The 20164-nt window shown below is 60.8% G+C and carries 13 protein-coding genes; 7 read left to right on the forward strand and 6 right to left on the reverse strand.

The genetic code is table 11. From position 1 onward, the window contains the following. Positions 1 to 6 precede the first annotated feature (6 nt). Positions 7 to 138 (forward strand): hypothetical protein, encoded by a 132-nt coding sequence (locus NLM32_RS45720; RefSeq protein WP_256562434.1) that lies wholly within the window; start codon positions 7 to 9, stop codon positions 136 to 138. A gap of 744 nt (positions 139 to 882) precedes the next feature. Here NLM32_RS45720 and NLM32_RS06150 read toward each other — a convergent pair. From NLM32_RS06150 to NLM32_RS06165, 4 genes are all read right to left on the reverse strand, one after another. Then, on the reverse strand, positions 883 to 2439 hold the full coding sequence (locus NLM32_RS06150; protein ID WP_254128349.1) for an AMP-binding protein: 1557 nt from the start codon (positions 2437 to 2439) through the stop codon (positions 883 to 885). A 77-nt stretch (positions 2440 to 2516) separates the two neighbouring features. Continuing rightward, positions 2517 to 3488 (reverse strand): nitronate monooxygenase family protein, encoded by a 972-nt coding sequence (locus NLM32_RS06155; protein WP_254128350.1) that lies wholly within the window; start codon positions 3486 to 3488, stop codon positions 2517 to 2519. A gap of 81 nt (positions 3489 to 3569) precedes the next feature. Then, positions 3570 to 4784 (reverse strand): ABC transporter substrate-binding protein, encoded by a 1215-nt coding sequence (locus tag NLM32_RS06160; protein ID WP_254128351.1) that lies wholly within the window; start codon positions 4782 to 4784, stop codon positions 3570 to 3572. Positions 4785 to 5313: 529 nt separating this feature from the next. Further along, positions 5314 to 6720 (reverse strand): short-chain fatty acyl-CoA regulator family protein, encoded by a 1407-nt coding sequence (locus NLM32_RS06165; protein ID WP_254128352.1) that lies wholly within the window; start codon positions 6718 to 6720, stop codon positions 5314 to 5316. 119 nt (positions 6721 to 6839) lie between these two features. Between NLM32_RS06165 and NLM32_RS06170 the strand changes: the two genes are divergently transcribed. The 6 genes from NLM32_RS06170 (at position 6840) to scpA (ending at position 16256) form a co-directional block, all read left to right on the forward strand. Further along, the gene (locus NLM32_RS06170; protein WP_254128353.1) at positions 6840 to 7433 is read left to right on the forward strand and encodes a biotin transporter BioY; all 594 of its coding nucleotides are present in this window, start codon (positions 6840 to 6842) and stop codon (positions 7431 to 7433) included. Next, positions 7426 to 8958, forward strand: coding sequence for an acyl-CoA carboxylase subunit beta (locus NLM32_RS06175; RefSeq protein WP_254128354.1), 1533 nt, complete (start codon positions 7426 to 7428; stop codon positions 8956 to 8958). The genes NLM32_RS06170 and NLM32_RS06175 overlap by 8 nt, the downstream gene beginning before the upstream one ends. 5 nt (positions 8959 to 8963) lie before the next feature. Next, the gene (locus NLM32_RS06180) at positions 8964 to 10979 is read left to right on the forward strand and encodes an acetyl/propionyl/methylcrotonyl-CoA carboxylase subunit alpha (RefSeq protein ID WP_254128355.1); all 2016 of its coding nucleotides are present in this window, start codon (positions 8964 to 8966) and stop codon (positions 10977 to 10979) included. A gap of 54 nt (positions 10980 to 11033) precedes the next feature. Further along, complete coding sequence (locus NLM32_RS06185) at positions 11034 to 12110, forward strand: CaiB/BaiF CoA-transferase family protein (protein WP_254128356.1); 1077 nt, start codon at positions 11034 to 11036, stop codon at positions 12108 to 12110. A gap of 79 nt (positions 12111 to 12189) precedes the next feature. Beyond that, positions 12190 to 14055, forward strand: a complete 1866-nt coding sequence (locus NLM32_RS06190) for a methylmalonyl-CoA mutase family protein (protein ID WP_254128357.1) — start codon at positions 12190 to 12192, stop codon at positions 14053 to 14055. 47 nt (positions 14056 to 14102) lie between these two features. Then, the gene (gene scpA, locus NLM32_RS06195) at positions 14103 to 16256 is read left to right on the forward strand and encodes a methylmalonyl-CoA mutase (RefSeq protein ID WP_254128358.1); all 2154 of its coding nucleotides are present in this window, start codon (positions 14103 to 14105) and stop codon (positions 16254 to 16256) included. Positions 16257 to 16734: 478 nt separating this feature from the next. Here the strand turns inward: scpA and NLM32_RS06200 are convergent, their stop codons facing one another. Both NLM32_RS06200 and NLM32_RS06205 read right to left on the reverse strand, forming a co-directional pair. Further along, positions 16735 to 18279 (reverse strand): enoyl-CoA hydratase-related protein, encoded by a 1545-nt coding sequence (locus NLM32_RS06200; RefSeq protein WP_254128359.1) that lies wholly within the window; start codon positions 18277 to 18279, stop codon positions 16735 to 16737. 119 nt (positions 18280 to 18398) lie between these two features. Further along, the gene (locus tag NLM32_RS06205) at positions 18399 to 19940 is read right to left on the reverse strand and encodes an acyl-CoA synthetase (RefSeq protein ID WP_254128360.1); all 1542 of its coding nucleotides are present in this window, start codon (positions 19938 to 19940) and stop codon (positions 18399 to 18401) included. Between the last annotated feature and the right edge of the window lie 224 nt (positions 19941 to 20164).

The following is a 20164-nucleotide window of genomic DNA, read 5'->3' on the forward strand; positions in this document are numbered from 1 at the left end:
CTTGTGATGGCGACGGATGATCAGAAACCGCTGGTCCACGGCCTCGTGCCGGAACTGCAACGTCGTGGCCTGTTCCGCACCAAGTACGACGGCCCAGCCCTGCACGATACTCTTGGACTGCTCCAGCCGGAGGGCTGAGGTCGCGCGTGCCCACGCACGCTCTGCTCTTCAGCCTCCGCACCATGATCGTGCTACGACTATCCATCTGCGGCCTGAAAATACCGGCGCGACCAGTAAGCCATTGATAACGGGCAGTTCTCAATAGGAGGACGCAGTCAGAGTCTACTCATGCAAAAAGCTTCGGAATCTCTTGTTCAATCAATCGCAATAATCGGGTGTTGCGCCTCCCCGCAACCAACTATGCTTGCGATAGCCAGCCATCCAAAGCCCCGGCCTCCGAAAGGAAGTCGGGCTTTTCTTGCTCGCCGAAAAGCGCAAGGATCGCATCCTTGACGCCAGCCTTCGGAGCATCTGTCCAAAAAAAGCCGCCCGCTGTTTAGTCGTGTGCCGCCGCACCCGGCATGATCCCGACGGCCCAAAAGTGGCCCACGCGCGAGAAAGTCCGCGCCGCCCCCGGACGTTCTCGCAAGCCTCTGGCGCCAACCCGAATTGAGGCCTCTAGCTAGGTCTCGCTTTGAATCATATCTCTGGAGAAGCGTTGAAGCCGCGGGGCGAGTTTCCTCCCCTGCGGCGCAACGTTGAGACCGGTACAGAATTCGCAGTGGCCGGCGCGCCGTACCGCTTCAGTCCACTCGGCTTCGCAGACGAGAAGGGGGTCCTATCCGCGATCAGGGAGACCATCGGTCGTTGGCGTCTCCCAGCAGTCGATCGCGGGCCAACGCGTCAAACGCACACTGCTGAAGCCCTGATGCTGTGGGTGACCTATCCGACCATGCGGTCGTGTCCTGTCCAGAAGTTCGCTCGTAGAACCTTCTTGTCGACCTTTCCGACCCCGGTCATCGGCAACTGTTTGACAAGCTGCACTTGTTTCGGCGCATGAGCAGAGCCTTTGCGGGATTTGACCAAATTGATCAACTCGTCGGGATTGGGGTTCGAACCTTCGCGCGGGACGACGATCGCGGTGACGGCCTCGCCCCATTTATCGTCAGGAATGCCCACTACCGCGACCATCGCGACATCAGGGTGCTCTGACAAGACGTCTTCAATCTCACGCGGGAAGATGTTGAATCCACCGGAAACGATCATGTCCTTCTTGCGATCAAGGATGAACATGTAACCACGCTCGTCCTTACGGGCGATGTCGCCAGTGTGCAGCCAGCCGTTCTTCAACGTTTCGGCTGTGATGTCTGGCTGCTTCCAGTATTCTGCCATGACGTGCGGTGCACGAACGCAGATCTCGCCTGCTTCGCCCGTTTCCACTTCTTGATCGTCGTCGTCGAGAATTTTTACATCGCATACCGATATCGGGAAGCCGCAAGAAAGGAACAATTCGGGCGTATTCGGATCGTGGTCGGCTTTGCGCAGCACCGAAACCGGATAGCACTCTGTTTGGCCGTAGAGCTGAGAGAATACCTGTCCGATTCTCTCGATCCCCTCGACTAGGCGGCTCGTCGACATCGCCGATGCACCGTACAAGACTAGTTCGAGTGACGAGAGGTCGGTCCTTGAGAGCGACGGATGATCGAGTAGCATGTAAATCATGGTCGGTACGAAGAGTGTGAAATTGATGCGCTCGCGCTGTATTGTGTGGAGCACCGCCTCCGGATCGAAGCCCTTCAGTATGTGAACGGTTCCGCCAGTCATCAAGGTCGGAAGCACTTTGGTTCCTGCGACATGGCTGATCGGAGCGACGGCAAGATACCGAGCTGCCTCCGGAATCTCGAAGTCGGCCAGGATCGCGCCGGCGAAGCCGCCATATTGGCAGTGGTATCGAAGCGCTCCCTTCGATCTCCCTGTGGTCCCGCCCGTGTAGTTGAGAATTGCGATGTCGTCGGGGCCGGCGAAGCTGCGCGGGGTTACGTGTCCGGCGGCTTCGATGGCCTTCAGCAGATCGGTACCGTATTGAGCGCGACCTACGGTAAACACCGCTTTCAGTCCGGCGGCGCTCGCCGCGAGCTCGCCGCCTCGATCGTGGAATGCAGCCGCGTCGACCACCAGCATCGCGGACTCTGAGTCCTCAAGCTGAAAGAGTTGATCTTGAAGGGAGCCGAGCGGGTGCAACCAAGTGATGCCGAACCTGGCGAGCTGCGCCGCGACGCCCGCGCACCACATGTCTGCCCGGTTGGCGGTCAGGAGTGCGACGCGCGATCCCGGAGGCAGATTCATCTGCATAAAGACGCTTTGCATGCGTCCAATGAGGTCGAAAGCGCCTCGATAGCTTAGGGTCCCCTCCGGCCAGCTAAAGGCTGTTCGGGAGGGGTAGCGTGCGAGCGCCCGCAGGGTTTGCTCGCAGACCGTAGGGAAAGCGTGGAGTGACATGTTTCCACCTCGTCTTGGTTGTTTCTTTTCTGGCCCTGCCCATCCTAGGAAGCTGGGCGAAATCTTAGGGGCGCGGATCATCGCGCCTGGACGGCGCTGCGGAATTCCGTGATGGTCTGCGCGATCAAATCATCAACGGACAGGATATTTCTGACTCCGGAAGTTGAATGCCCGCCGCTCCAGATGTCCCGCCACCTCTTCGGTCGAGCTTCCCGCGCGGCGATGTCGATGTCGTGACCGATTTCGATCGAACCGTGCGGCGGCAGGTTGTCCGGTTCGAGGCCCGCTGCCTCGATCGATGGCCTCAGCATGTTGGTCTGCAATCCCGTGAACGCGGTAGTCAGAAGGACATCGTCCGCAGAGCTCTCTACGAGCATCTGCTTGTGTCTCTGATCAGCCATGCTCTCGCGAGTCGCGATGAACTTCGTTCCCATGTAAGCGAGATCACAGCCCAGTGCCTGCGCCGCTCGCAGAGCGACACCGTCGCTAATGCCGCCGGCGAGCACGATCACACCGTCGAAAAACGTGCGGACCGCGCGTACGAACGCGAATGGATTGAGCCAGCCGGTCTGGCCGCCAGCCCCCGCTGTCAACAGCACGAGACCGTCGACGCCTGCTTCTGCTGCTCGTTCTGCGTGCCGAATGGACGCCACGTCAGCAAGAACCATGACGCCGGACTCCTGAAGCGGTCGAAGCACTGGGGTAGGGGATCCGACCGAGGTGATGACCATCTCTGCCTTGTGTTTAAGGACGACCTGCAGATCCTCTGACAGGCGGGCATTGGATTTGTGTACGATCAGGTTCGGACAGACCGGCGCATGGCGTCTCTCCGTTTCGGAGTGGTAACGGTGCAGGCGCTCGTTGATCGTAGTTAGCCAATGATCGAGCTCGTCGGCGCTGCGGCAATTCACCGTCGGGAATGATCCTATTACCCCGTTTCGGCTCGCGGCCACGACGAGTTCGATGCCCGAGACGAGAAACATCGGAGCTGCGATCAACGGTAAGGCTAGGCGATCCTGAAACCGTGCCAGTTGCTTCGACGAGTCCACCTTCTCTCCTTCGATCGCACTTTGTAGCCATCTGAGAACGGAAGCCGTACGGACTTCCAAATCCGTGCGGCTCGGGTGCTCCTAGTTGGACAACTTGCCTTCGATGATCGGACCAAAAGTGACCCAATTGTCTCCTTCAAATTTCATCAACTGCATCTGTTCGATCGGGAAATGATCGGTAGGCGACGTGTTGAGAGTGATTCCGGGGAGCAAAGTCGAGGGTGCGAAACCATTCAGGCTTTCTGAGACCTTCATGATGTTCTCCCGGGTCAGGTTATCCCCCGCCTGCTCGAGAATATATTGGAGTGTTTGAAGAGCTGCATAGGAGTAGGTAACGAGGCTGCTATTGCGGTCTGCATCAGGTGCGTACTTCTGCAAGAAGCGTTCGCATTCCTGAATGCCTGGGTCGTTCTTCCAACGAGGGTCTGTCGGGTCTTTGTAATACCCTGCGCTGATGATGCCTTGCGCGTAGTTGAGGCCGGCCGGTTTGATCACCGCTCCTACGGAGCTCGAAACGTTGTTGAGGATATGGACAGGCTTCCAATCCAGCTCGCCCATCTTCCGAATCGCCATCGCGGCAAATTTGGGCTGGCTGAGATTGAGCAGCAGATCTGCTCCTGACGCCTTCAGCTTGACGATCTGCGAATCGATCGTGGGGTCGCTAAAGTCGTAGGTCGCCTCAGCGACGATCATCGAGGTCTTGTCGCCGAGCCCATCCTTGACGCCTTTGTATATGTCCTTGCCGTACTCGTCGTTGGCAACGAGGACGGCCACCTTCGCGACGGGATGTTCCTTCAGAACCCATTTTGCATAGATCCGACCTTCCGACTGATAGGATGCATTGAAGGGCATCGTCCACGGAAACGCTTTCGGATCTTCGCCGAACCTCGTGCCCCCGGTGGCGACCATGAGCTGCGGCACCTTCTTCTGGTTCATGTACTTCATGATGGCAAGATTCGGCGGAACACCGAGCGTCTGGTAGAGGAATAGGACTTCGTCGCTTTCAACCAGCTTGCGGGCCTGCTCGACCGTTTTCGGCGGGCTGTAGGCGTCGTCATACGAGATCCAATTGATCTTCCGTCCGTGGATTCCGCCCTTTTCGTTAATCATCGTCACGTAGGCAGAAGCGATCTTTCCCACGATTGCGTAGGCGGAAGCGGGCCCGCTGTAGGGCAGGATATTTCCAATCTTGATCTCGGTGTCGCTCGCGCCCGGGCCGTACTGCTTCTGGGCCAATGCTTCCTGCGAACCGATTGTGATGCCAGCGGCGACGGCAAAAAATATCAAACCACGCATATTCAGCGCTCCTCCTGTCTCGTTTTTGCTTGATCGTTTGGACGCCTAGACGTCCCGCAGCTCTCTCAAAGCGGCGCCATTGTCACCGTTGATTTCGGCGTCAAAGCTTCTTCTGTCTGTAAATTTATCAAGCAATATCAATTCATTGCAGATATTTTACAGCAGTAAAAATTATGACATTGACGTCATGTTACTAAAGTTGGACTTTTGGTCAAGCCCACGCTCCCCGTATGTGTGTTCTCAACTCGCTCCTAACGTGAAGGTGCGGCTGATGATTGCCACAATCGACAAGCTCGAAGTTCGGCGCGCCGGAGCCAAGCTCGGCGGCGGCGAGAAGCGCATCGAGGCCCAGCATGGCCGCGGCAAGCGGGTGCGTCAGGCGTGATCCGGGCGGTCAGGATTGTCCTACGCGCGAGAAAGTTCGCTCCGTCCCCAACGTTCTCGCAGGCCTGTCAAACGCCAACCCGAATTGACGCCTCTAGGTCTCGCTTCGAGTCTCACGCAGAGGTCAGCGGCCGGTACTCGGGACCTAGGAAATTTCATACGGCAGAACGTTTCGCCGATTGCGATGGACCGTCAACCTGCTTTTCAACGGAGGCACCGCGCGTTGTGCGCAGTCTGCACGTTCGCAAATGCGGCAAGAGATTCCGATCGGATCGTAAGCACCTTTGCTCGTCAGATCGAGCCCATCGGCATACACGAAATCTCGTGCGTAGGAGATTTCACATCCAAGGGCGATCGCATAGCGCGGCCGCAGTGTTCCGAACCCACCGTGGCCTTTAGCGAGTTCGGTCGCAATGCAGAGAAAGCGCACGCCGTCCGGTGTTTCTGCGAGCTGCCGAATGATGCGGCTCGGTGACTCGAACGCCTGATGCACATTCCATAGTGGGCAAGCTGCGCCATAGCGCGCGAACCGCAATTTCGCTGCGCTATGGCGCTTTGTGATATTTCCCGCGCGGTCGACACGCGCGAAGAAAACCGGCACGCCCTTTTGACCCGGCCGTTGTAGCGTGGAGAGCCGGTGGGCAATTTGCTCCAGGCTCGCGCCGAAACGGGCCGCGATCAGGTCAAGATCGTGACGCAACTCTTTAGCGGTCGTTAGGAATGCCTGATACGGCAGGATCAGTGCTCCCGCAAAATAGTTCCGCAGGCCGGCCTTGCATACCTCGCGCGCGTCAGCCGTGCGAAACTCGGCGCGTTTCGCAATTTTTTCAATCTGGTCTTCCTGCTCAAGCGCGGCGATCTGAAACGCCATTTGAAAGCTGCGTGTCGCGGCAGGCAGATATGGGCTCAAGAAGAGGGTTCGTGATGCAGCGTCGAAGCGCCTCAAGAAGCTATCGCCAGGATCCGTTCTCCGGATCAGCACGCCGTGTTGGTTCTCCAAATGCTTTGCGAGCGCTGCGTTTGCGTCGCTATTGGCGATGTCGAGCTCAAGTGCCAGACTCTCGGCTGAGACGTCGAGATCGTGAACATAGTTGTCGGTGAAGTGAAAGAAGTCGCGAACCTCCTCATAGGGGGTTGGTTCGGTGCTCCAACTGCCGATGTGGTCATCCAGGCTTGCGAGTTGTTCGCTATTGCGCCGGTAGGCCTGATGGCAACTGAGCAGCGCCTGCGCAAAGCTAGGTGCGTTCTGAACGACGAGCTTCAGCTCCTGGAGGCTGGGGGAGTGGGGGGAGAAGACGGGATCGGCCAATGCTTCCGATAGCATTGCGATGAGACGATCACCGTCGTTCGTCGATATGGAACTGAGGTCTATCCCAAATCGCTCGGCCAGAAGAACCAAAACCGAGGCCGAGACCGATCGCTGGTTATTCTCGATTTGGTTTATATAACTAACTGAAATACCTAATCTTTCCGCGAACGCCGTCTGGGTCAGCTTCGCTGCTTCGCGGACCTCGCGAACCCTTCGCCCGATATAGAGCTTGCCAGTCGACATTTTTGCAACTTTGCAATTTTCATTTTGCAAATTTGTATCATGTGCAGTTGTGCCTCTTCAAGCCTTTCTTGCAGGCGCTTTGCCTCGTACGGAGACCGCTCCCTTCTCTAATCGAGTTCATGATGACGATTTACAATTCAGGCGTGCTCCGCAGCGCACCGCGTCGCATTAGCTTCGACTTGGCGATGATCGTAAGCGCTTCGCTGCTCATTGCCGTCTCAGCGAAGGTTCAGGTCCCGTTTTATCCGGTACCAATGACCATGCAGACCTTCGTGGTCTTCGGCATCAGCCTAACCCTCGGTCCGATCCGAGGCAGCCTTGCCGTACTCGCCTATCTTTTCGAGGGCATTGCAGGGTTTCCTGTCTTTGCCGGCTCTCCCGAAAAGGGCATCGGTCTCGCCTACATTCTGGGGCCGACGGGTGGCTACCTGCTCGCTTGTCTCCCGGCTGCGCTGTTGGCTGGTTACCTCGCTGAGCATGATCGGAATGGCTCATTCCTGTCGATCGTAGCGAGCGCCGGGGTCTTCCTCGCAACTATTTATGTTTCAGGTCTCCTATGGCTTGGGATCGTCATCGGCTTCGATGCACCACTGCTTCGGCTCGGCTTCTTTCCATTCATCATCGCTGACTTGCTTAAAGTGACTGCAGTCGCCCTCGCATTCTACTTCTGGCGAGGTTGGACGAACAACGGGCGAGGCCAAGCCGATGCTTGAAGTGATCGAAATGCTCGAGGCTCGTCGCGCCGGCGCCAAGCTCGGTGGTGGGGAGAAGCGCATCGAGGCGCAGCACGCCCGCGGCAAGCTGACCGCGCGCGAGCGCATCGAGCTCCTGCTCGACAAGGGATCGTTCGAGGAATTCGACATGTTCGTCGAGCACCGCTCGACCGAGTTCGGCATGGAGAAGTCCAAGGTGCCGGGCGATGGCGTCGTCACGGGCTGGGGCACCGTCAACGGCCGCAAGACGTTTGTCTTTGCCAAGGACTTCACGGTGTTCGGCGGGTCGCTGTCCGAGACCCACGCGCTGAAAATCACGAAGCTGCAGGACATGGCGATGAAGGCGAGGGCGCCCATCATCGGCCTCTATGACGCTGGCGGCGCCCGCATCCAGGAGGGCGTCGCCGCGCTCGCGGGCTATTCCTACGTCTTCCGCCGCAACGTGCTGGCCTCCGGCGTGATCCCGCAGATCTCCGTCATCATGGGCCCCTGCGCCGGCGGCGACGTCTATTCGCCCGCCATGACCGACTTCATCTTCATGGTGAAGAACACCAGCTACATGTTCGTCACTGGCCCGGACGTCGTGAAGACCGTCACCAACGAGGTGGTCACCGCCGAAGAGCTCGGCGGTGCCTCGGTGCACGCCACGCGCTCCTCGATCGCCGACGGCGCCTTCGAGAACGACGTCGAGACGCTGTTGCAGATGCGTCGTCTCATCGACTTCCTGCCGTCGAACAACACTGACGGCGTGCCGGAATGGCCGAGCTTCGACGACATCGGTCGGGTCGACATGTCCTTGGACACGCTGATTCCCGACAATCCGAACAAGCCCTACGACATGAAGGAGCTGATCCTCAAGGTCGTGGACGAGGGCGATTTCTTCGAGATCGCCGACATGTTCGCCAAGAACATCGTCACGGGCTTCGGCCGCATCGCCGGCCGCACCGTCGGCTTCGTCGCCAACCAGCCGATGGTGCTGGCCGGCGTGCTCGACAGCGACGCCTCGCGGAAAGCGGCGCGATTCGTCCGCTTCTGCGACGCCTTCAACATCCCGATCGTCACCTTCGTCGACGTGCCGGGCTTCCTGCCGGGCACCGCGCAGGAATATGGCGGCCTGATCAAACACGGCGCAAAACTCTTGTTTGCGTACTCGCAGTGCACCGTGCCGCTGGTCACCATCATCACCCGCAAGGCCTATGGCGGCGCCTTCGACGTCATGGCGTCGAAGGAAATCGGCGCCGACATGAACTATGCCTGGCCGACCGCCCAGATCGCGGTGATGGGCGCCAAGGGCGCGGTCGAGATCATCTTCCGCTCTGACATCGGCGACCCCGACAAGATCGCCGCCCGCACCAAGGAATACGAAGACCGCTTCCTGTCCCCCTTCATTGCGGCCGAACGCGGCTACATCGACGACGTCATCATGCCGCACTCGACGCGGCGCCGGATCGCCAGGGCGCTGGCGATGCTGAAGGACAAGAAGGTCGAGATGCCTGCGAAGAAGCACGATAATTTGCCGTTGTGAGAAGTATGTTCAAACGCATCCTGATCGCCAATCGCGGCGAAATCGCCTGCCGGGTCATCAAGACCGCCCGCAAGATGGGAATTCAGACGGTTGCCGTCTATTCCGAGGCTGACCGCGACGCCCTCCATGTCGAGATGGCCGACGAGGCCGTGCTGATCGGCCCGCCCGCCGCGGCCGAGAGCTATCTGGTGATCGAGAAGATCGTCGAGGCTTGCCGCAAGACCGGCGCCGAGGCCGTGCATCCCGGTTACGGCTTCCTGTCTGAGCGTGAGGCATTTCCGCGGGCGCTGGAAGCCGCCGGCATCGTCTTTATCGGCCCGAACCCCGGCGCGATCGCCGCGATGGGCGACAAGATCGAATCCAAGAAGGCCGCCGCGAAGGCCAAGGTCTCGACCGTGCCGGGCTATCTCGGCGTCATCGAGGATGACAAGCACGCGGTCCGCATCTCCGACGAGATCGGCTACCCCGTGATGATCAAGGCCTCCGCCGGCGGCGGCGGCAAGGGTATGCGCATCGCGCATTCGAAGGCCGAAGTGGCCGAGGGATTTAATCTCGCCAAGGCCGAGGCCAAGGCCTCGTTCGGCGACGACCGCGTCTTCGTCGAGAAGTTCATCGTCGATCCCCGCCACATCGAGATCCAGGTGCTCGGCGACAAGCATGGCAACGTGATCTATCTCGGCGAGCGCGAATGTTCGATCCAGCGCCGCAACCAGAAGGTCATCGAGGAGGCGCCGTCGCCGCTGCTCGACGAGGCCACTCGCCGCAAGATGGGCGAGCAGGCGGTCGCGCTGGCCAAGGCCGTGAACTATGATTCCGCCGGCACCGTCGAGTTCGTCGCAGGGCAGGACAAGAGCTTCTACTTCCTGGAGATGAACACGCGCCTCCAGGTCGAGCATCCCGTCACCGAGCTCGTCACCGGCGTCGACCTCGTCGAGCAGATGATCCGCGTCGCCGCCGGCGAGAAGCTGGCGCTGGCGCAGAAGGACGTTACGCTGACCGGCTGGGCCGTGGAATCGCGCCTCTATGCCGAAGACCCGTTCCGCAACTTCCTGCCATCGATCGGGCGCCTCGTGAAGTATCGCCCGCCGGCGGAAGTGAGCAGGGACGGCATCACCGTGCGCAACGATACCGGTGTGCAGGAGGGCGGCGAGATCTCGATCCATTACGATCCGATGATCGCCAAGCTCGTCACGCATGCGCCCTCGCGCGCTGCTGCGATTGAGGCGCAGGCGACAGCGCTCGACTCGTTCTATGTCGACGGTATCAGGCACAACATTCCGTTCCTGTCGGCGCTGATGCATCATCCGCGCTGGCGCGAAGGCCGGCTCTCGACCGGCTTCATCGCTGAGGAATTCCCCAAGGGCTTTGCTGTGCGCGTGCCCGAAGGCGAGGTCGCCCGGCGCATTGCCGCGGTCGGCGCCGCCATCGATCACGTGCTTGGCGAGCGCAAGCGCCAGATCTCCGGACAGATGGGCGGCCGCGTCGTGCAGCGCGAGCGCCGCCGCGCGGTCTGGCTCGATCGCCAGGAGATTTTGCTCGAAGTCGCGCGCGAGGGTGACGCGATCGCCGTGCGCTTCGTCGATGCCGACGGCAAGGCCGGCAATCCGCATCTGCTGCGATCCGCGTGGAAGCCGGGCGATCCGGTCTGGCAGGGCACTATCGACGGTCACGTCATCGCGGTGCAGGCACGCCCGATCGCCAACGGCATTCGCCTCGCGCATCAGGGTGTCGAAGTGCCGGTCTATGTCTGGACCGAAGCCGAAGCGACGTCCGCGCGGCTGATGCCGGTGACGACGGCCGCCGACACCGGCAAGAAGCTGCTCTGCCCGATGCCCGGCCTCGTCGTCTCGATCGCGGTGACCGAGGGACAGGATGTCAAGGCCGGCGAGACGCTGGCCGTGGTCGAAGCCATGAAGATGCAGAACGTGCTCCGCGCCGAGCAGGACGGCACCGTCAAGAAGATCCACGCCAGCGCTGGCGCGACGCTCGCGGTCGATGCGCTGATTCTGGAGTTCGCATAGCGCATTCTCTAAACGAGCAACCGACGATCAAGAAAATCAGATGGGAGATCCCAAATGGACGGCCCTCTTGCCGGCATTCGTATCGTAGAATTCGCCGGCATCGGTCCCGGCCCCTTCGCTTGCATGATGCTGGCAGACATGGGCGCCGAGGTTGTGACCCTTGACCGTGTCGGTGCCGCCAGGAACTTGAAGGGAATTGCCGCACGTGGTCGCAAGTGGGTCAATGTCGACCTGAAGGATGACAAGAGCAAAGGCGATGTTATCGAGCTTCTCGGCACGGCGGATGCCCTGATCGAGGGCTTCCGTCCGGGCGTGATGGAACGCCTGGGGCTCGGTCCCGACGTTGTTCTCAACCGCAATCCTCGAATTGTTTACGGGCGGATGACCGGTTGGGGTCAACATGGTCCCCTCGCGAACGCTGCGGGTCACGACATCAACTACATCTCGATCACAGGCGCGCTCGCCGCGATCGGTACACGCGAAAGGCCGATCCCGCCACTCAATCTGGTCGGTGATTTCGGCGGAGGTGCCCTCTACCTCATCGTCGGAGTTCTTGCAGCGCTGATGGAAGCGAAGAAGTCGGGCAAAGGACAGGTTGTCGACGCCGCAATGTGCGACGGAGCAGCCTCGTTGATGACCATGTTCTTCGATATGAGCGCTACGGGGGACTGGGTGGAAGGCCGCGAGCAAAACATGCTGGACGGAGGTGCGCATTTCTACGGTGTCTTCGAATGCGCGTGCGGCAACTTTGTTTCGATTGGATCCATCGAGCCGCAATTCTACGCGCTGTTACGACAGCATGCAGGCCTGCTTGATCCAGACTTCGATGCTCAGATGGATCGCGCAGCCTGGCCAAAGCTGAAGCAAAGACTTGCGGCAGTTTTCAAGAGCAAGACACGCGAGGAGTGGTGCAAGATCATGGAAGGGACCGACATTTGCTTCGCTCCGGTCTTGACGATGACGGAAGCCTCGCGCCACGAGCACATGGTTTCGCGGGAGGTCTTCCTTACACGCCATGGGGTTCTACAGCCTGCTCCGGCGCCGCGGTTCTCCAGGACACCCTCAATGGCCCGCGACCCAGAAGAACTGTCGCTCGCGGTGGTCATGGGCTCCTGGAAGAATCGCCAGTAGATCAATTTTCGTAAGGGGGGTTGTCGATGCCGTGCAGACCCGAGCCGCAATTTTGTGCCGATGTGCAAGGGCTCAGACCGTGACGCCGGATGACCTGCCGCTGGCGGCGGATTTTCCCAAGGCGACGGACGCGGACTGGCGCAAGCTGGTCGATGGCGTACTGAAGGGCGCGCCGTTCGAGAAGCTGGTCGGCAGGACCTATGACGGATTGAAGATCGAGCCGCTCTATCCGCGCGCCAAGAGCGTCGCGCCGGTGACGGGACGGCCGGCGGCCGCACCGTGGCAGATCATGCAGCGGATCGATCATCCCGATGCGACTGCTGCGAATGCGCAAGCGCTGACTGATCTTGAGAACGGGGCCACGGGGCTTGCGCTGGTGTTCGCCGGCGGCAGTGGCGCCCATGGTTTCGGCCTGGAACCTTCGGCCGATGCGGTTGCGAAGGTGCTGAAGGACATTCATCTCGACGCCGGCATCGGCATCGAGCTCCAGGTCGGCCCGCAATCGCGGATGGCTGCGATCCACGTCGCGGAATATGTGAAGAGCAAGGGCCTCGATCCCGCCGCCTGCAACATCCGCTTCGGGCTCGATCCGCTCGCGGGCTGCGCGGTCTGGGGATACAGCCCTTATAGTTGGGACGAGATCGTCCCGGCGGTGACCGGCGCGATCAAGGGCCTCGCGGCGCTCGGCTTCAAGGGGCCGTTTGCATCCGCCGACGGACGCGTGATCCACCATGCCGGTGGCTCCGAGGTGCAGGAGCTCGCCTTCGTGCTCGCCTGCGACGTCGCGTATCTGCGCGCGATCGAGAGCGCGGGCGTTCCGCTGGAGCAGGCGCAAGGCATGGTCTATGCGCGGCTCGCTGCGGATGCAGACCAGTTCCTGACCATGGCGAAATTCCGCGCGCTGCGGCTGCTCTGGGCACGCATCGAGACGGCGTGCGGGCTGACGCCGAAGCCGCTGTTCATCGCCGCCGATACGGCCTGGCGTATGCTGACGCAGCGCGACCCTTACGTGAACATGCTGCGCGCGACCATCGCGACCTTCGCGGCGGGACTTGCCGGTGCCAACGCGATCACCGTGCTGCCGCATACGCTGGCGCTCGGCCTGCCCGATCCGTTCGCGCGGCGCGTGGCGCGTAACACGCAACTCCTGCTGCTGGAAGAAAGCAATCTCGCCAGGGTCAGCGATCCCGCGGCCGGCGCAGGCGGCATCGAGACGCTGACGGCGCAGCTTTGCCAAGCCGCCTGGGCGCTGTTCCAGGAGAGCGAGAAAGCCGGCGGCGCATTCGCCGCGCTTCAGCAAGGCCTGTTCCAGGGCAAGGTGGCGGCTGCGCGAAAGGCGCGCGAGGCCAACATCGCCAAGCGGCGTGACGTGCTGACCGGCGCCAGCGAGTTTCCGAACCTGCAGGAGAGCGAGACCGCAGTGCTGAAGGCGACGCCGGTCGCACTCGCGCCTTACGGCGAGCAGAAATACAAGTTCGACGCGCTGCCGCCGATCCGGCTGGCCGAACCGTTCGAGGCGCTGCGCGACAAATCGGATGCGGCACTCAAAGCGCACGGTGCGCGGCCAAAAGTGTTCCTGGCCAATCTCGGCACGCCCTCCGATTTCACCGCACGCGCGACCTTTGCCAAGAGCTTCTTCGAGGCCGGCGGCATTCTGGCTGTCGACAGTGACGGCTTTACCGATCCGGCTGAGCTTGCGGCTACGTTCAAGGCGTCGGGCGCCGCGATTGCCTGCCTCTGTTCCAGTGACAAGGTCTATGCCGACCAGGCGGAAGCCGCAGCTAAGGCGTTACAAGCGGCCGGCGGCCGACACACCTATCTGGCAGGCCGCCCAGCCGAAGCGGAGACGGCACTGCGGGCCGCCGGCGTCGCCGGCTTCATCTTTGCCGGCACCGACGCGCTCGTAATACTGCAGGACGTCTATCAGCGGACCGAACAGGTATAAGGCAAGATTTTGCGCCTCGTGCGCTCAACGGCGATATGGACGAAACGATGACCCGTATTCCCAATTTCAGTGATGTTGCGTTCGAGAAGGTCGCAAGCCCCGCACCCGCGGGTCGCGCCGAGCCGTGGCTGACGCCTGAAGGCATTCCGGTGAAGAGTGCTTACGGCGAAGCCGATCTTGCGGCGCTCGATTTCCTCGAGACCTATCCGGGCATCGCGCCGTACCTGCGCGGGCCCTACCCGACCATGTATGTCAACCAGCCCTGGACTGTCCGGCAATATGCCGGCTTCTCCACGGCGGAGGATTCCAACGCGTTCTACCGCCGCAACCTGGCGGCGGGCCAGAAGGGCCTCTCGGTCGCTTTCGACCTCGCCACGCATCGCGGCTATGACTCAGACCATCCGCGCGTCGGTGGCGATGTCGGCATGGCCGGTGTTGCCATCGACTCCATCTACGATATGCGCACGCTGTTTGCGGGCATCCCGCTCGACCAGATGAGCGTGTCCATGACCATGAACGGCGCCGTGCTGCCGATCCTCGCGCTCTACGTCGCGGCAGCTGGCGAACAGGGCGTCGCGCCAGAGAAGCTGTCGGGCACCATTCAGAACGACATTCTGAAAGAGTTCATGGTGCGCAACACCTACATCTATCCGCCCGCGCCCTCGATGCGGATCATCTCGGACATCTTCGCCTACACCTCGCAAAAGATGCCGAAATACAATTCGATCTCGATCTCCGGCTATCACATGCAGGAGGCCGGCGCGACGCAGGATCTCGAGCTCGCCTACACGCTCGCCGACGGCGTCGAATATCTGCGTGCCGGACTTGCCGCGGGTCTCGACGTCGACCGCTTCGCGCCGCGCCTGTCGTTCTTCTGGGCGATCGGCATGAACTTCTTCATGGAGGTCGCCAAGCTGCGCGCTGCGCGCCTGCTCTGGGCGAAGCTCTTGAAGCCGTTCAACCCGAAGGACCCGCGCTCGCTCTCGCTGCGCACGCATTCCCAGACTTCGGGCTGGTCGCTGACCGCGCAGGACGTGTTCAACAACGTGATGCGCACGACGGTCGAGGCGATGGCGGCGACCCAGGGCCACACCCAGTCGCTGCACACCAACGCGCTCGACGAGGCCCTGGCGCTGCCGACCGATTTCTCGGCACGTATCGCCCGCAACACCCAGTTGTTCCTGCAGCAGGAGAGCGGCACCACCCGCATCATCGATCCCTGGGGCGGCTCGTATTATGTCGAGCGGCTCACGCGCGACCTCGCCGCCAAGGCGTGGGGCCACATCCAGGAAGTCGAGGAGCTCGGCGGCATGGCGAAAGCCATCGAGGCCGGCGTACCCAAGCTGCGCATCGAGGAAGCCTCGGCCAAGACCCAGGCGCGGATCGATGCCGGTAAGCAGGCGGTGATCGGCGTCAACAAGTACAAGCCGACCGACGAGGCGCCGATCGACATCCTCAAGGTCGACAACACCAATGTCCGCCGCCTGCAGATCGACAAGCTGACGCGACTGAAATCCGCGCGCAACCAGAGGGATGTCGAGGCCGCGCTCGCCGCGCTGACGCGCTCAGCCGGCGAGGGCAACGGCAACCTGCTGGCGCTCGCCATTGATGCTGCGCGCGCGAAAGCGACTGTCGGCGAAATTTCGGACGCCATGGAGAAGGTGTTCGGCCGCCACCGCGCCGAGATCAAGTCCATCACCGGCGTCTACAAGCGGGAAGCATCCAGCATGGGCAATCAGGTCGAGAAGGTTCAGGCGCTGATCGATGCCTTCGAGGAAGCCGAGGGCCGCCGCCCGCGCATCCTGGTCGCCAAGATCGGCCAGGACGGCCATGACCGCGGCCAGAAGGTGATTGCCTCGGCGTTTGCCGACATCGGCTTCGACGTCGATATCGGACCGCTGTTCGCCACCGCCGACGAAGCGGCGCGGCAGGCGGTCGAGAACGACGTCCATATCCTCGGCGTCTCCTCGCTCGCCGCCGCCCATCTCACCGCGGTGCCCGAGCTCAAGGCCGCGTTGAAGAAGCAGGGCCGCGACGACATCATGATCATCGTCGGCGGCGTGGTGCCGCCGCAAGACTATGACGCGCTTTATGCGGCGGGCGCCGAAGCGATCTTCCCGCCGGGTACCGTGATCGCGGACGCGGCCGAGGAACTGATCCGCAAGCTCAATGCGCGCCTGGGGCATAGCGAGGCAGCATAGCGGCCTGGCTCCAAAACCGCCACTACATTGAGGTTGCGCTTCGATCTATTGGTTCTGAGCATAAGAAATACTCATCATGCCGACTCTTGAATCGATACGTCACGAGATAGATCGCACGCGCCTTCAGGTTGGGCGTCTTCGCAGAGAGATCGCCCGTCTCCGACTCGCTGGGATACGCGTCGACGCGGCGGAGGCAATTGTGGAAAGAATGCTGACGAAAATCGAAGAATTGTGTCTCCAACGCAACGCGTTGGCAAAAGCCAGACCTAATCCTGCGAAGGGCAGAGTCGGCCACCGAAGATACTGAGACGGACGAGGCCGATCGCATGCCAAGCCACGGAACGCGCGACCTGCCGCCCGTACGTCGAGCATCTGAGCGAGCGAGACGTCGATCATAGCAGCTAGGGCCTAGATGCCCGACGATCGGGGGGCGACGCTATACGACGACAGGCCACTAGATCAGGAGCTGAGGAGCCGTTCACTCTTCAGGGAGCCATCCGCCGCTCAAGAACCCATCCACTGAACGCAAGATATCTGGAGCAAGAGGCCCCTCCGACGACCACCAAGTCAATGGCCCTCCGGAATAGGCGGGGAACACGCCGCCCACCACACAGGCAACATCTGCCAAAGAGGCATCCCCGACCTCGTTGCGCGCCTCTCGTCGGTTCGCTGCAAGCGCCTGCGCAGCTAGGATGAGTAAGCGCGGGAAGTTTTCCGTGATGCCCCGATCCTTTATCAGGGCGAGGATCGCCAACAGCGAGCGCTCGCCGTCATGGATATAGGGCGTCGCTCGCAATTGTTTAGCCAGAGCAAGCGCCTTGCCGATGCGATCATCTCCGGGCGTTGCTATGATCTCAAGGGCGCGCCCGTACTCGGACGAACTCGCGGAGTGGACGCCAATGAAATGTTCGCGCCGATCTTGCGCTGCGTTCAGGATTTTGAGATCGGCCTCGTTCTCCGTGCGATAGGAGCCAGACACGATGCGTACGTCTGACGGCTGAGATTGACAAAGGTCGACAACGGAGGCTCCCGAGGCGCGAAGATCCGCGCAAAGCGCTTGCGCACCGGCGTCAGTCCCCTCGACGGCGAAGCGGGTGATCGTCGCAGCACCTGCCAGCAATTTGCTCGCACGTTGACGTGACAGAAACAAGGTCGAGACCATGTTGCCGGCCACTGGGTCTTGGATGAGTTCGACAACATGGCTCAATTCGACGCGCGTTCCTTCTTCCACCGTCAGATCGCGCGCCTCCACAACACTCCGCACAATAGCGTCATAGGCTGGATAGTCTGCAGTGACGTCGTCGCCGTGGCCGTAATGCCGCGTGATTTGGCGAACGATATCAGCATCCTCCAGATTGAACGGTCCGGGCTGCAGTCTCGGAGCAAACTTGGATGGCAGCTGCCGTCGAGACGCTTGTTCTGTGAAAGCGACGGCGATATCGATCAGATTATCCTTGGCGACGATTTGATCGACCAGCCCTAACAGCTTTGCCTCGTCAGGCCCGACGGAGCTTCCATTCAAGAGCAACTCTAAACCACGTTCGATACCGATTAGGCGGGGGAGGCGTTGCGTTCCGCCTCCGCCCGGCATCAGGCCCAACTTTATTTCCGGCAGCCCAAGTTGCACCCGGGGGTCGTCGGCTACGATCCGCCAACGGCAGGCCATTGCAACCTCAAGGCCACCACCGAGAGCGAGGCCATTCAGAGCGGCGATCGTGGGTTTAGGCAAAGTCTCTAGGCGCAGAAATAGTCGGCCCAACCGGCCGCAAACGGCCTGAAGCTCGTCACGATCCGCGGTGAGGCCCAATTTCGTGTACGCGCGAGCCATCTCCAGATCGGCACCAGCGAGGAAGGAACTCTTGCCGGACGTCACTATAAGTCCCCGGACGTCGCGATCCCTATTCGCCCGGTCGATTACGACCTCGAATTCATACATCAACGCGTTCGAGAAGACATTCATCGAGCGACCAGGCATGTCGATGGTCGCTATCAGGATGCCATCTTGCATGTACTCGCTGATCATATCGGTGCTGCCTATGAATTGAGGCGTCTGAATTGTCTGTCGGCTGTCGCGTGCCGCTTACGACTCTGACGCTCGGCTCCCGCTTAGACATCGTCATTCTTATTGTTTGACTGCGGTCGCTAGGCGGATTTCTCGGGCCAATACCTCTTGCGCAGCTCCTGCTTCATGAGCTTGCCCGTCTGCGATCGCGGGACTTCGGGCACGAAGTCGACGCTCTTGGGCGCCTTGTAGCTGGCAACCCGTGCCTTCACGAAGGCGATGACTTCTTGCGCCAAGTCGTCGTTGCCTTCGATGCCGGGCATGAGTTGCACTATTGCTTTGACCTGTTCGCCCATTTCAGGATCGGGAATACCGATAACGGCTACGTCCGCGATCGCAGGATGAATGACGAGGACGTTCTCGATCTCTTGAGGGTAGATGTTGACCCCACCGGAGATGATCATGAATGCCTTGCGGTCGGTCAAGAACAGATAGCCGTCGGCATCGACGTGTCCGATATCGCCGACCGTCGTCCAATACGGATGTGCAGGATGTTGCGCGGCTTGTGTCTTCTCGGGCTCGTCGTGGTAGACAAACGGCATCCCGTCGCGTTCGAAATAGATGGCACCCGTCTGACCCACTGGGACTTCGTTGCCTTCCTCGTCGCAGATATGAATTTTCCCCAGTACCGCGCGACCGACGGAGCCGGGCTTTCTGAGCCACTCCTCGGGCCCAATCACGGTCATCCCGTTCATTTCGGTGGCGGAGTAGTACTCCCACAATACCGGACCCCACCACGTCATCATCTCTCGCTTGACTTCAACGGGACACGGAGCGGCGGCGTGAATGGCAACCTGCAAACTGCTGATGTCATACCGACCCCGCACTGACTCGGGCAGTTTGAGCATCCTGACGAACATGGTCGGGACCCACTGACTGTGGGTCACCTTGTAGCGTTGGATGATGGCCAAAGCCGCTTCGGCGTCGAACTTGTCCATGACCAACGCAGTGCCCCCGAGCGCTTGGACGGTCGCGCAGGTTCGCAGCGGCGCGGCATGATAGAGCGGCGCAGGAGACAAGTAGATGGTCCTCTCGTTGAAACCGAAGTTCGACGAGAACATCTGCACCATCGTATCGCCTGGATCGGAAACCTGCCGCTCCGGCAGCGCATGCTTTACGCCTTTGGGTCTGCCGGTTGTGCCGGAGGAATACAGCATGTCGGCGCCACGAGGTTGGAAGGATGGCATGGTGGCGCGCGCGGTTTTCAGTAGATGCTGGTATGGCTCGTAACCAGGCAGATCCCCTTCGAGACTGATGCGACGCTTGAGCTGGCTGTGCGTACCAAGTCTTGAGGCCGTCTCGACACCACCGCGACCCACGAACAACGCGGCAGCGCCGGAGTTGGCGAGCATGTAGTCGACTTCATCAGAGCTCAACCGATAGTTTATCGGCATCAGATACAGACCCGAACGCTGAGTGGCCCAATAGATGTCGAAAATCCAAGAGCTATTGTCGGAGAGTACGCCGACCACATCGCCAGGCCGCAGGCCCGCGTCGAAGAGCCAATTTGCAACTCGCCGTGACCGGTTCTCCAATTCGGCATAGGTCACGACCTCACCGGTCGCTGTCATGATGAGGGCAGGGCGGTCCGGATTTGTAAGTGTATGGGTCCCCGGATACATGATCACTCCCTGGATGCCGCCCTTCCGAGGAAGACGCGGAGTTGATATCGAGCGGAATTTGCTGGCGGGTTCGTGATGCTGACCGCCTATGGTCGGCCTGCGCTTGCAAGGCGTTTCACTGGCTACGGCGGCAAGTCAGGCAGCGCCTTTTGCTCTTCCTACCCTTGATTTGCTTGAAGTTTGAGCTTGAACAAGAACTGATATTGATGTCACATTACTGATTG

This window comes from Bradyrhizobium sp. CCGUVB14 (assembly GCF_024199935.1).
Lineage (GTDB): Bacteria > Pseudomonadota > Alphaproteobacteria > Rhizobiales > Xanthobacteraceae > Bradyrhizobium.